The 12,272-nt window shown below is 55.0% G+C and carries 19 protein-coding genes; all 19 read left to right on the top strand.

The annotated features are described in order from the left end of the window. Nucleotides 1–15: 15 nt before the first annotated feature. The 19 genes from IPJ68_06045 to IPJ68_06135 all read left to right on the top strand — a co-directional run bounded on the left by IPJ68_06045 (nt 16) and on the right by IPJ68_06135 (nt 12,157). Nucleotides 16–1,068 (top strand): type II secretion system F family protein, encoded by a 1,053-nt coding sequence (locus IPJ68_06045; GenBank protein QQR78600.1) that lies wholly within the window; start codon nt 16–18, stop codon nt 1,066–1,068. A 7-nt stretch (nt 1,069–1,075) separates the two neighbouring features. Next, entirely contained in the window at nt 1,076–1,513 is a 438-nt protein-coding gene (locus tag IPJ68_06050) for a prepilin-type N-terminal cleavage/methylation domain-containing protein (GenBank protein QQR78601.1), read from the top strand. Next, entirely contained in the window at nt 1,506–1,970 is a 465-nt protein-coding gene (locus IPJ68_06055) for a prepilin-type N-terminal cleavage/methylation domain-containing protein (GenBank protein ID QQR78602.1), read from the top strand. The genes IPJ68_06050 and IPJ68_06055 overlap by 8 nt, the downstream gene beginning before the upstream one ends. A 3-nt stretch (nt 1,971–1,973) precedes the next feature. Beyond that, the gene (locus IPJ68_06060; GenBank protein ID QQR78603.1) at nt 1,974–2,474 is read left to right on the top strand and encodes a prepilin-type N-terminal cleavage/methylation domain-containing protein; all 501 of its coding nucleotides are present in this window, start codon (nt 1,974–1,976) and stop codon (nt 2,472–2,474) included. Between the two features lie 6 nt (nt 2,475–2,480). Then, nucleotides 2,481–2,858 carry a hypothetical protein gene (locus IPJ68_06065; GenBank protein QQR78604.1) on the top strand — a complete coding sequence of 126 codons (378 nt, stop codon included), beginning with the start codon at nt 2,481–2,483 and terminating at the stop codon, nt 2,856–2,858. Between the two features lie 68 nt (nt 2,859–2,926). Beyond that, nucleotides 2,927–3,709 carry a hypothetical protein gene (locus tag IPJ68_06070; protein ID QQR78605.1) on the top strand — a complete coding sequence of 261 codons (783 nt, stop codon included), beginning with the start codon at nt 2,927–2,929 and terminating at the stop codon, nt 3,707–3,709. A 13-nt stretch (nt 3,710–3,722) separates the two neighbouring features. Continuing rightward, nucleotides 3,723–4,163, top strand: a complete 441-nt coding sequence (locus IPJ68_06075) for a type II secretion system protein (GenBank protein ID QQR78606.1) — start codon at nt 3,723–3,725, stop codon at nt 4,161–4,163. 21 nt (nt 4,164–4,184) lie between these two features. Continuing rightward, the gene (locus tag IPJ68_06080; GenBank protein QQR78607.1) at nt 4,185–4,646 is read left to right on the top strand and encodes a type II secretion system protein; all 462 of its coding nucleotides are present in this window, start codon (nt 4,185–4,187) and stop codon (nt 4,644–4,646) included. 97 nt (nt 4,647–4,743) lie between these two features. Next, nucleotides 4,744–5,196: a hypothetical protein gene (locus IPJ68_06085; protein QQR78608.1), complete on the top strand. Its 453-nt coding sequence runs from the start codon at nt 4,744–4,746 to the stop codon at nt 5,194–5,196. 108 nt (nt 5,197–5,304) lie between these two features. Next, complete coding sequence (locus tag IPJ68_06090) at nt 5,305–5,961, top strand: LytR C-terminal domain-containing protein (protein QQR78609.1); 657 nt, start codon at nt 5,305–5,307, stop codon at nt 5,959–5,961. Nucleotides 5,962–5,994: 33 nt separating this feature from the next. Beyond that, the gene (locus tag IPJ68_06095; GenBank protein ID QQR78610.1) at nt 5,995–7,080 is read left to right on the top strand and encodes a hypothetical protein; all 1,086 of its coding nucleotides are present in this window, start codon (nt 5,995–5,997) and stop codon (nt 7,078–7,080) included. Nucleotides 7,081–7,255: 175 nt separating this feature from the next. Beyond that, nucleotides 7,256–8,317 (top strand): hypothetical protein, encoded by a 1,062-nt coding sequence (locus IPJ68_06100; protein ID QQR78611.1) that lies wholly within the window; start codon nt 7,256–7,258, stop codon nt 8,315–8,317. 162 nt (nt 8,318–8,479) lie between these two features. Continuing rightward, entirely contained in the window at nt 8,480–9,340 is an 861-nt protein-coding gene (locus tag IPJ68_06105) for an Fn3-like domain-containing protein (GenBank protein ID QQR78612.1), read from the top strand. Further along, on the top strand, nt 9,321–9,515 hold the full coding sequence (locus tag IPJ68_06110) for a hypothetical protein (GenBank protein ID QQR78613.1): 195 nt from the start codon (nt 9,321–9,323) through the stop codon (nt 9,513–9,515). Before IPJ68_06105 ends, IPJ68_06110 begins: the two co-directional genes overlap by 20 nt. 3 nt (nt 9,516–9,518) lie before the next feature. After that, nucleotides 9,519–10,028: an Fn3-like domain-containing protein gene (locus tag IPJ68_06115; protein ID QQR78614.1), complete on the top strand. Its 510-nt coding sequence runs from the start codon at nt 9,519–9,521 to the stop codon at nt 10,026–10,028. Continuing rightward, nucleotides 10,021–10,161, top strand: a complete 141-nt coding sequence (locus tag IPJ68_06120) for a hypothetical protein (GenBank protein QQR78615.1) — start codon at nt 10,021–10,023, stop codon at nt 10,159–10,161. Before IPJ68_06115 ends, IPJ68_06120 begins: the two co-directional genes overlap by 8 nt. Beyond that, the gene (locus IPJ68_06125) at nt 10,121–10,570 is read left to right on the top strand and encodes a hypothetical protein (GenBank protein ID QQR78616.1); all 450 of its coding nucleotides are present in this window, start codon (nt 10,121–10,123) and stop codon (nt 10,568–10,570) included. The genes IPJ68_06120 and IPJ68_06125 overlap by 41 nt, the downstream gene beginning before the upstream one ends. Continuing rightward, nucleotides 10,528–11,484 (top strand): hypothetical protein, encoded by a 957-nt coding sequence (locus tag IPJ68_06130; protein QQR78617.1) that lies wholly within the window; start codon nt 10,528–10,530, stop codon nt 11,482–11,484. Before IPJ68_06125 ends, IPJ68_06130 begins: the two co-directional genes overlap by 43 nt. Before the next feature lie 46 nt (nt 11,485–11,530). Then, entirely contained in the window at nt 11,531–12,157 is a 627-nt protein-coding gene (locus IPJ68_06135; GenBank protein QQR78618.1) for a hypothetical protein, read from the top strand. The last annotated feature ends 115 nt before the right edge of the window (nt 12,158–12,272 follow it).

Consider the following 12,272-nt stretch of genomic DNA (forward strand, 5'->3'; position numbering starts at 1 on the left):
TTTCACCTACGAGCTATGTTCTTCCGCGTCAGCATGATGCAGAAAATGCTCTTTACCCGAGAGCTGGCACTCTACCTGAAGAGTGCTGTACCCTTGAACGAGGCGCTGGAATCGCTCGGTCAGCACGAGAAGCTGCCGGGGTTCAAAGGGGTCATCGGTCAGCTGCGGAACGACATCGAGAACGGTCAGTCCTTCGCGCATGCCTTGGCGCGCCACCCGAAGGTTTTTGATAACCTGTATGTGAGTCTGGTTTCAGTTGGTGAAGCATCCGGGACGCTCTCACACAGCCTCGAGCACCTTGCGGATTTCCTCGAGCGCTCGTACGCGCTTCGCAAGAAAGTGGGGAGTATCTTTCTCTACCCGAGCATGATTATCTTCTCGGCCCTCGCGCTCGGTGGATTCATCACGGTGTATATTCTCCCGCAACTGGTCCGCTTGTTTGGTTCGTTCCATATCGAGCTCCCGCTCGCGACAAAGATTCTCCTTGGGTTTGCGGAGCTCGTGGAGCGACACGGGCTCGTAGTGCTCGGCGGAATTGCCATCTTCGTAATCGGCCTGCGTTTTCTCCTCGCTTTCGGCTGGGCGAAACGTATTGCACACAGGACCGTACTCGCGCTTCCGATCGTGGGGCCGTTTCTTCGTCAGTACTATCTCGCCGCCTTCTTCCATGATATCGGGGTGCTCCTCCGGAGCGGGATGCCAATCGCCGAAGTCTTCCTTGTCGAAGAGAAGGCACATCGCAATGTTGTCTTTTCAGCACTCTCAGCGGACTTGGGACGGGCCTTGCAGAGCGGAAAGGAACTGTGGCAGGAAATCGAGCTCCATCAAAGCAGTCTCTTCCCTCCTCTGGTCGCCAAGATGATCGCGGCCGGCGAGCGGTCAGGAAAGCTCGAGGAGACGTTCTTCTACCTGAGCGACTTTTTCGATGCCGAAGTCGACCGGGCGGTGAAGAATTTTACCATTCTGCTCGAGCCGTTCCTGCTTATCGTGATCGGAGCGATCGTCGCATTTCTGGCGGTCGCTATTCTCGCGCCGATCTATTCGCTCTCGGGCTCCATCCATCGCTAAGCGTTTTATGCAACTCCAAGGATTCACCCTCATCGAGAGCATTCTCGCAACGTCAATCATTCTTCTGCTCGGAGGGGCCGTGAGTGCTTTCAACACACAGTTCTTTTCCGCGCGTGATACGGTGGTCGCAATCCACATCCTTCGCGAGAGTCTGGATCGGGCCCAGGTCTATGCTCGGTCAGGCCGACAAGATTCGGATTGGGGGGTAGTTCAGGTCGGAACTGACATCGTCGTTTTTTCTGGTGCTACCTATGCCCTCCGGACGGCCGGGCAGGATGAATTCGTCGGTATACCCGGAGGCATTTCCATGGTCGGCCTTGGCGAGACCGTCTTTGCTCGGTCGACTGGCCGGCTCCCAGCGGCCAAGATCATTGATATCGACGGAGCAGATCGCACGTTACACCTCTCTATATCAGAAGAGGGTACGGTCAACGAGTATGAGTAACCTCTCCTCACTACCACCGCGCGGATTCTCGATCCTCGAAGTGGTTTTTGCTTCCGCCCTGTTCCTCATCATCGCTTCCGCCCTCGTCATGCTGGTTCTCCAGGGGCTCGCGGTCGAGACACAAAGTCAGGAGTATCAGTCGGCCGTAGCATACGCCGAGGAAGGTCGGGACGCTGTGCGGATGCTCCGCAAGGCGGGTTTCGAAATGCTCGGCACGGTGACGGATGGCGGATTCGCGTCCGATGGCTATGGCAGCCTTCGGCTCGATGGTGGGGCCAATGCTTTTGGGATATTTGAGCGGCGTATGACGATAGCGGATATCTCGCGCTTCGATGGAACCGGTAATGATGGCTCGACGAAACGCGTCACCGTGACGGTGACCTGGCCAGTCGGATCAGAAACACCGCGGACAGTCATCCTGACCGATTACCTGGTCTATTGGGAGAACGGATACTAGCCTATGCGACGAAATCACCATCTCTCCCGCGGGTTTACACTCATCGAGATACTCTTGTATGTCGCATTGTCGGCGATCGTTTCGCTCGCGATCGTTTCGGCGAGCTGGAATATCATCCGTCTCAGCGAGGAGGGGTTCTGGTATCAGGCAGCAGCGGCCGATATGTCCCGAGCGACTAAGCGAATCAATGTGCTCATCCGGAACGCTGACAGTATCGAGGTCCCGGCACCTGATCGGCTTGAGCTCGGGCTACTGGGTACGAGTGCGACGATCGTCATCACGCTCGAATCGGGTCGCATAGTCCTCGATAGCGGCACGCCCGTTCCATTGACCGGGGATGCACTGGCAGTCACATCGCTTCAGTTCACTTCGGCCTCGCCCGACAATACTGATGCCACGATGGTTTCATATGATATTTCAGGAAACTCAGGATTTCTGGGGAATCTCTGGTATCTTTCCGTTCACAGCGGAGCGGAAGCGAGAGGTCTCTTCAACCAAGAATAATCTTCTATGCACCAAAAACCCGGCTTTATTCTCATCACGACGACACTCATCCTGCTCGCTGTTTCAGTGACGCTGGTCGCAGCAACGTTTTCCTTTTCGCTTGGCAGTACAGGGAGGTCGCTTGCTTTGGAGCGAGGGGAGCAGGCACTCGCCATGACAGAGGGGTGCATGGAGGAAGCGCTGTTCCGGATCCGAGGGAATGCGGACGCGGGCGACGAGACGATCGAACTCGATGGTGTGGCCTGCGATATCGAGGTGGAGCGTGCGGGTGATGACTATACGGTCGTCGTAGAAGTGGAAAGTAGCGGTCATACGCGGCGCGTGACGGCCGAAGCGAATCGGGGGGCAAACCAGATGACACTCAGCTCTTGGATAGTTGAATAGCGACGGAGTATACTACGGGAATGATATTCTCTCATACTCAAACCGTTTTCTATCCTTCCTCTGAGAGTGTGCGCGCAGCGACTGGCGATATACGAACCGGTATGATTGGCCGTGAGTCGGAATTTCCATTGGCCGATGATGGACTGCGTGGCGCGCTCCGGGCAGCGAGCAGCGAGTATACTTCGCCAGCCCGGTTCATCGTACCCGAAGAATACCTGTATCTGACCCAGGTAGAAGTTCCTGCTACCGAAGCGAGCCGCTCCCAGCTCGTGAAGTTGGTCGATACCGTTTTCCCCGAGACACTCTCTGAGCTCGCCTGGGATTTCGAAGTGATTGCAGAAGCGGATGGGCGTGCGACGATTGATGTTTCGGGCGTTACGAAGGATTTCGGCGGCCTGCTCAAGGAGGCACTCGCTAGCTCCCGGGTTCGTTTGGAAGCGGTGATCCCAGAGTCGTATGCTCTCGCCCGGGCATTACCCACCGATGATGCCGTACTCTTTGTCCATGAGCGCCGCGGCCTGACGATCGTCTCTATCGCCCGGATGCGGCGTGTCGTTTCAGCTATCGTCCTGGATCACCGTCCGAGTGAGGCGGAGCTGAGGGACTTCATCGAATTTGGGAAAACACACAAGCAGTGCACGCCGGAAAAACTTATTCTTTCAGGGATCGAAATCCGTCCAGAAGAATTTTCCTCACTTGGGCTCGACGCTCTCCCACTCGCTCTTCCACTCGATCCGGTCCATGGTGCGCTGCTCCTCGATCTCTCCTCACGTCGTGATGCTGACCGTCTCGATCTGCCGCTACGCGGATACCGGGAGCCTTGGTATCGGCGACTGTTTCATTTTTTCTAAATCCGGCAAGCATATGCGTTCTCCCAAAGCTTTCACTCTCCCCGAGGTGCTCATCGTCATCGGTATCTTGGCGATCCTCGCCGTGATCGTCATCCTCGCGGTCGATCCGGTGGCGCGATTCGAAAATGCCCGTGATGCTCGTCGCCTCTCGGATACCCAAGCGATGACGAGTGCGCTCCATCAGTACGTTATCGATCATAAAGGGGTATTTCCGGATGGGCTGGATGCGACCGAGCGGCAGATTGGTACCGCCCGATCAGGCTGCGCTCTCACCACCCGGCAGTGTGCGGTGCAAGGTGATCAGGATTGTCTGGACCTCACGAGTGCACTGACACCGTATCTCCACGGCATCCCGTCTGATCCAAAGAATGGAAATGATGGACTGACACACTACTCAGTCCGGGTTGGTCCCGATAACGCCCTCCTCGTCGAGGCTTGTGACTTGTCAGAATGAACGGTAGAGTAAGAAAGAGATATGAAAACAAAACACGCGTTCACCCTCATTGAGATTCTCTTGGCCATTGGTATCATTGCTGTCTTGGCGACGGTCGTGGTGGTTTCGCTCGATCCGATTAGCCGCTTTCGTGATGCCCGTGATGCTCGCCGGCTTTCGGACATTCAGAGTATCCTTTCCGCCGTCCATCAGTATGTGATCGATAACCAGGGCGCGTTTCCGGCTGGCCTCGATACGACGGAGCGCCAGATCGGCACCGCTTCCTCGGGGTGTACTATCGGTGGGCAATGCGCTGTTGCTGGGGATGGCGATTGTGTCGATGTGTCTACGAGCCTCGAACGCTACCTCAAAGATATTCCGTTTGATCCCTCGGCCGGAGAACTGGCCCGCTCGCACTATTCGATTTCGCTCAATCCGAACAATATCGTGACCGTTACGGCTTGCGATTCAGATGATGCCTCGATTGCAGCCGTCTCTCGCTGAGTGAGGGTTGCCTCTCTCTTCATGCATGCCATGTGAGGCATCTGACTGGGAGCGTCTCGAGTCCAGAAGGAATAATCGATGAATCCCCCTACGCTCTATGGACAAACTGCGCGTGATGCGGACTTCATCAGACTGGTCCAGGCGTGCTACTCGAGTGCTAGCCTGGGCGGCTGTTGTCGGAGTGTCCATCGTCATTTTCATCGCTGTCAGGTATGTCCTCGATGCCTACTGGAATGCCGAACGGCTGAAGGATGTCCAAGCGATCACGGTCGCTCTCCGTCAATATGCGGCAGATCACAAGGGCACATATCCAGCCGGACTTGATGCCGATGACAAGCAGCTGGGGAGTTCCTCAACCGGTTGTGAAATCACTACCTCGCAGTGTTCAATTTCAATACCAAGTTGTCTCGATCTCACCCGAGAACTTGGGCCATACCTCGCTGAGATTCCTTCCGACCCTGCGAGGTGGGGCAAGACACGGACGCGGTATGCGGCCACAGTTGACCGGGATGGCGGACTACTCGTGACGGCGTGCGATTACTCGAAGTGAATCATGACCTCTTCGTCGAGCAGGCGCAGGGGCACACATCGGCTGTGATGGTATACTGAAGAAAACCCGTCGGGCATGATGTCTTTTCCAGAATAAACACCAACCACTATGAAAACACCCAAAGAGACAAAGGTGACGCAAGGAACGTCCACTTCAGCAATCCCTTCTTCCGGAGAAGAATTGACTGCGGCACCGGCGAGTGTCCCGGATGTGCCGACCGTTGGCAAGGCATCCCAGGAGCCGAATGAGGCTTTCCTCGGCAGTCTGCTCTTGTTCTGTCTCGTCCTCTCGCTCATCGCTGCCACCGGCTACTTCGGTTTTGCTGGGTACCGGTATTTCAAACAGACTCGGGCCGAGCAAGCCATCCCCTCGATCGACTCACTGCCGCGACCCGAGGTACCCGTGGCGATAGCGGAGCCGAAGGGTGAAGTGAAGCCATCAGAGGCGCCAGCTGCGACGGAGCAGACTTCAACAGTCGACAAGAAGACACTTGTAGTCAAAGTGCTGAATGGTGGATCGGCCAAGGGCGTAGCGGGGACGTATGCCGAAAAACTGAAGCAAGCGGGATTCGCCAAGACAACCATCGGGAACAGCTTCGGCAGCTATACTGGCCAGACCTTGTACTATGCCAAGGGGCAGGAAGCGGGATCCAAGGCGCTCAAAGAGGAAATCGTGAAGACCTATCCGGCACTCACGGTCAAGGAGGCTCTGCCTACTGACAAAGATGCAGCGGCCGCGACCTTTGTTCTTATCCTCGGCCGCTAGTCGCACGCTCCTTCGGAATATTATTTTCTTGCCATGAGTATTTTCCGTCGCTGCCGAGAGCTTCTCCAGAAGGTGCTGGCGCTTCCCTTGGGGGTGTCGCTTTTGTTTGCGTTTCCGGCGAGCACGAACTTTCAATTGAAGGATTTCGGCTATGGCGGCGGCGGGGTGGCCAATGGGACCTCGACCAATTACGCCATCGAGGGTATCGCGGGTGAGCAGAACGCGACCGAGCTCAGTGGCACGACCTATGATCTGGGTCCTGGGCTGCAATTCACCAATCAAGCGAATGTGCCGCCAGCGCCGACCTTTACCAATCCAGCCAATTACTACAATAAACTGCAGCTGACACTGGCGACCGGTGGAAATCCGAGCGATACCTTGTTCGCCATCGCCATTAGCACGGACAATTTCACGACAACGAACTATGTCCAGAGTGACAACACGGTGGGAGCTACACTCGGGCTCGAAGACTATCAGACGTATAGTGCTTGGGGTGGGGGATCGGGATTTCTGATTATTGGTCTCACAGCGTCGACGACGTACAAAGTGAAGGTGAAGGCTTGGCAGGGGAAATTCACCGAGACCGGGTATGGCCCAGAAGCGAGTGCTGCGACCGTCGGTGCCCGGCTGACCTTTGATATCGATGTCTCAGCCTCAGATACAGACACGGGGCCGCCCTATACGACGGACATCGGCAGTCTCATTGCGGGTACGGTGACCGATAGTCCAGAGAAGATCTGGGTCGATTTCGATACAAATGGTGAGAGCGGTGGCCGAGTCTATGTCGTCGCTTCCAATGCCGGCCTTCAGAGCAGTCGGGCGGGCTACACGATCAGCTCGGTGACGGGTAATCTCACGAGTCTCCCCGAAGGTTTCGGCGCTCAAGGTTCGAGTGCGACCCAGTCCGCGGGTGGTCCGTTTGCGGTCGCGACCGCCTACAACCTCGCCTCGAACAATGTGGCGGTGACCGATACGACGATCCGAGAGATATTCACCTCGTCTGCTCCAGTGACGAGTGCCCGGGGATCGTTTCTCTTGAAGGCCAAATCCTCGGCGGTGACTCCGGCCGCCTCGGACTACACCGAAACCTTGACAGTTCTCGCTTCGGCAAGTTTCTGATCGGGTAGCCAAATCTGGATAGTATGTTGTATACTATTATAAGTACCGTGTGAATAGGTGAGAGGATTATTGACAGGCCACTTTTTTTCGTGTATACTGGGTACATGAATGAGAAACGGGTGGCCATCATGGTATCCGTTTTCTTTTTTGGGATAGAATAAAATAAACATTCATTATGGTCCGTTTCTCTGCAGTCCAAAAAACATCAATCCTTGAGATTTTCTCGCTGCTTTTGGTTGTCGTACTTCCATTGTTCCTTCCGACGCACTCGGCACAAGCAGCGGGTTTTCTTCAAACATGGGTGCGGCTTGATCGAATGAAAGCCTCGACCTTTACGAGTGGCTTAGTGTGTGCTCAGACTCCGGCAACTGATACGGGCACCGAAGTCGATGTCCAAGTTGTCTTTCCGAGTGACTTTGTTGTTGGTACCACGCTCACTGATTGGGCTGTGGCCACAACGGATCTTCCCTCGGGTGCTACGATATGGCCAGGCATTGGTCAAGCAACAGCGGCTAATAACACTACGAAAACAGTCACTTTTCCATCAACCGCACTTACCACGAGCACGCTCTATTGCTTCCGGTGGACCAACAGTACAGCGGCCCTGCAAACTGGTTCAAGCGGAGCCAATAAGACGGGTACCGTGACGACGCGGGCTACCGGACCGACAGATCTTGATTCCTCGGCATATTCGACGGCCATCGTTTCTGACGATCAGGTTGTCATTACAGCAACTGTTCCCGCCACGTTTAGTTTCAGTCTTCCCACTAACTCGATTGCGTTTCTATCCAATCTTACGACAACACCCGTTCTAACCAGTACCTCAGTAGCTACTATCTCAACCAATGCAGCTTCGGGCTGGGTAGCCTGGGTGAAGAGTGCTAACGCTGCCCTCAGCTCGGTTTCGACTGGGGCATCGATACCAACTGCCGGATCGATTGATAATGCGGTGACAGATGTTGCTTCGACCAACGGATATTTCCTTGATGTTGCTTTCACAGATAGTGGCACTGGCACCGGGACTGTTACTCAAGCAGCTAATTATGGTCAGGAATACAATGGTGATGCTACGCATGGTGGGACACTTTCAACCACATTTCAACCAGTGGCTGCGAGTAGCGGTACTACTGACGGAGATACGCTAACCTTTACGGCACTTGCAAGAATCTCGGCTATTCAGGCAGCAGCGACGGACTATACTGATACATTGACTATCGTGGCCGCGGGCCGGTTCTAAAGGCAATTTTCAAAGTAACCACGAAATCCCCGTTCTGGGGATTTTTGCTTATTCTGGGCTCATTTCACGATTTCCGATATACTGGTAGTGAACCATTTTATCTCTCCCCTACGACGCTCACGAAACCGATCCTGAGATATTCTTTCGCCCTGACGCTCGCGTTTGGGTTTTTCCTCCCCCCCACCCTCGCCTTCCGCCCAGGACGGATCCCTGCCTGACCGGCAGGCAGGCCTTCGCATCGTCACTTCCCCCCTCCCGATCTCACTCGTCGCCGAACCAGGGACGACCATCACGACCGAACTGAAGGTGAAGAACGGCGGCACCGAACCTGAGACCCTGAAGATTGATATCCTGAAGTTCAACGCCTATGAAGACACGGGGAAGCCCGCCCTCCACGACCTTGAACCGACGGATGAGTTCGCGAAATGGGTGACCTTCTCCGAACCGACCTTTACCGTGTTGCCCGAGGAGTGGAAGACGGTCACGGCCACGTTCACCGTCCCGGAGGAAGCCTCGTTCGGTTACTACTACGCCTTCGTTTTCTCTCGGGCCGAGGATCAGGAAGCCAAGCCTGGAGAGACGGCGGTCGTCGGCGGCACGGCGACCCTCGTCCTCCTCGAAGCACGGGTACCAAATGCCTTGCGTGAGATCACCGTCACCGAGTTCTCGACGGACAAGACGGTCTATGAGTTCCTCCCGGTCAACTTCACCGTTTCTCTCAAGAATTCGGGCAATGTCCATGTCGCCCCGCGGGGCAATATCTTCCTCTCTCGGGGCAGTAACAAAGACATCGCCCTCCTCGAACTCAATTCCGGCAAGGGGAGCATCCTCCCGGATTCAACGCGTATCTTTGAGACGGGATGGAAGGATGGCTTCCCAGTTTACGAGGAAACGATCGAAAATGGCCAAGTCGTGCTCGATGAACTCGGTCATCAGACCTATCACCTGACCTGGGACTTCAAGAACGCTTCCCACCTCCCGTTTCGGCAAGTATACTGCCAAGATGCTCCTCGTTTACGATGATGGGACGCGGGACATCCCGATCGAGGGAGTGGTATCGTTTTGGGTGATGCCGTGGCGGTTGATTGCGGGGGCGGTGTTCAATTTCGCACTCATTATCGGACTCGGCTGGTATGTCATCCGCCTGCGCCGACGTTTGAAGCGGCTTCAATCAAATGATCAGTCACTCGTGAAATAGAGTATGAAGTATTTCTTCCTCATCCTGACCATCGCTTTCCTCACCCCCTCCCTCGCTTCCGCCCAGGACGGATCCCTGCCTGACCGGCAGGCAGGCCTTCGCATCGTCACTTCCCCCCTCCCGATCTCACTCGTCGCCGAACCAGGGACGACCATCACGACCGAACTGAAGGTGAAGAACGGCGGCACCGAACCTGAGACCCTGAAGATTGATATCCTGAAGTTCAACGCCTATGAAGACACGGGGAAGCCCGCCCTCCACGACCTTGAACCGACGGATGAGTTCGCGAAATGGGTGACCTTCTCCGAACCGACCTTTACCGTGTTGCCCGAGGAGTGGAAGACGGTCACGGCCACGTTCACCGTCCCGGGAGGAAGCCTCGTTCGGTTACTACTACGCCTTCGTTTTCTCTCGGGCCGAGGATCAGGAAGCCAAGCCTGGAGAGACGGCGGTCGTCGGCGGCACGGCGACCCTCGTCCTCCTCGAAGCACGGGTACCAAATGCCTTGCGTGAGATCACCGTCACCGAGTTCTCGACGGACAAGACGGTCTATGAGTTCCTCCCGGTCAACTTCACCGTTTCTCTCAAGAATTCGGGCAATGTCCATGTCGCCCCGCGGCAATATCTTCCTCTCTCGGGGCAGTAACAAAGACATCGCCCTCCTCGAACTCAATTCCGGCAAGGGGAGCATCCTCCCGGATTCAACGCGTATCTTTGAGACGGGATGGAAGGATGGCTTCCCAGTTTACGAGGAAACGATCGAAAATGGCCAAGTCGTGCTCGATGAACTCGGTCATCAGACCTATCACCTGACCTGGGACTTCAAGAACGCTTCCCACCTCCGTTTCGGCAAGTATACTGCCAAGATGCTCCTCGTTTACGATGATGGGACGCGGGACATCCCGATCGAGGGAGTGGTATCGTTTTGGGTGATGCCGTGGCGGTTGATTGCGGGGGCGGTGTTCATCGGCATCTTCTTCCTCATCGGTATGAAGTCAACTCTCTCAAAAATATGGAAACGTCTCTTCTCGCGTTCATCCGAAACTTCTGTCTGATGCGGACTTGTTGGTGTCTTATTTTTGCCCTGTCGATACTCCTGTTGTACACCTCGATTGCTCAGGGTGCGGGTTTCACGGTGACCCCGATGATTCAGGAAGTAGTCTTGGGCGAAGGTGAAGCAGCGAAGACATACGACGCGACGGTTGCCAATGAGAGTGACAGTCTGGCGACACTTGAAATTTCAGTTATTGACTTTGGCAGCTTGGATGAATCCGGAGGCGTCGCATTCCTCGGTGCGTCGGGCGAATTGGACGAGCGGTATGCGCTCGCTTCTTGGATGCAGCCGGAGACAAGCGAGGTCACCCTCCAGCCCGGTGAGGTACGATCGGTCAAAGTGCGGATTGAGAATCGTGAGAGTTTGTCGCCAGGTGGGCACTATGGGGCGCTGGTGTTCAAGACAGTCTCAACCACCAAACCAGATATCCCAAGTGTCGCCATCAATCAGATATTTTCGTCGCTCGTTCTCGTGAAGAAAACTGGTGGGGCGGTTTACGGCCTTGATTTGGTCTCGGTCGAACATCCGGATCAGGTGTTTTCATTCGGCGCCACGGTTGTACCGCGTTTCAAGAATCCTGGCAATGTCCATGTCGTCCCTCGCGGCGTGGCGAGCGTGACGGATCCGTTGGGCCGGCTCGTCTATCGAGGCGTCCTCAATGAGGGGTCTGCCATTATCCTGCCTGAGACATTCCGTGAATTCCCGTTCAAGCTTTTCCCTGTGGAGAAAGCCTTTGTTCCAGGAGCGTATGTTCTGACGCTTCAGTACCGCTATGATGGGAAGGACGCCTTTGAGACCTGGTCGAAGCGTTCCTTCCTATTCCCTCCACTCCTTACGAGTATCTTGGCCGCACTTTTCACTCTCAGTCTTGTCGCCTTCGGTGTCCTCCGACGTCGAGGTCGCCGGTCTGTCTAGAAACACTCGTCGTCAGGCGGGGGTCAGCGTGTTAGGATATCGTCATATGGAGGAAGAAAAGATTGATAACATCGCTCATCGCCGGCCATCCCGTCGCTTAGTGTACTGGTTAGTAGTTTTGGTGCTGCTCAGTCTCATTCTCTGGTTTCTTTGGTGGCTGTTCCAGCGTCCATCGCATGGAACCGTATCGATTGCCCCGGCGGTCGAGAAAACGGACTACGCCGATCCCGATCATCGCAAGCGCTATCAGGGAAAGTTCTTTACTTTCACGTACCCCTATGATTTCAATCGACGTGAAGAGGTAGAGACTGTCAAACATCCGCTGTTAGAGCGCGTTTACCTCTCACGGAGCGATATCGAGGGACGAAAAATTGCATTCACCCTGCAGGATAATTCTGGGTATGCCTTTGAAGAGTATTCGAGCTTCCGAATGCGTGCGAATGATCCGGCAACCTATCGACAGGAGAAAATTGAGATAAATGGCTTGAACGCGGTCATCTTCACAAAAATTACGAGCGTTTTTGAAGAGAGTGCCTTTTTTCAGAACAATAACCGTGTCATGAGCGTTGTTGTTTCATCACCGACGACACAAAACGGGCTTCGAGAAGAGCTCGTGGCCATATTTGATTCGTTTGCTTGGATCAGCGAGAAATCTGAGCGAATTCAGCCTTGACACTGACGGGCATATTCCTTTTACTGGAGCCATTCTTTTGCTATACTGTCAGCGTGTAAAGATTCTTGCTCCGACGGGTGAACGGAGCAAGGGTTTTTCATTATTCCGATAGAAA

Source organism: Candidatus Moraniibacteriota bacterium, from assembly GCA_016699425.1.
GTDB lineage: Bacteria > Patescibacteriota > Minisyncoccia > Moranbacterales > UBA1568 > SSEF01.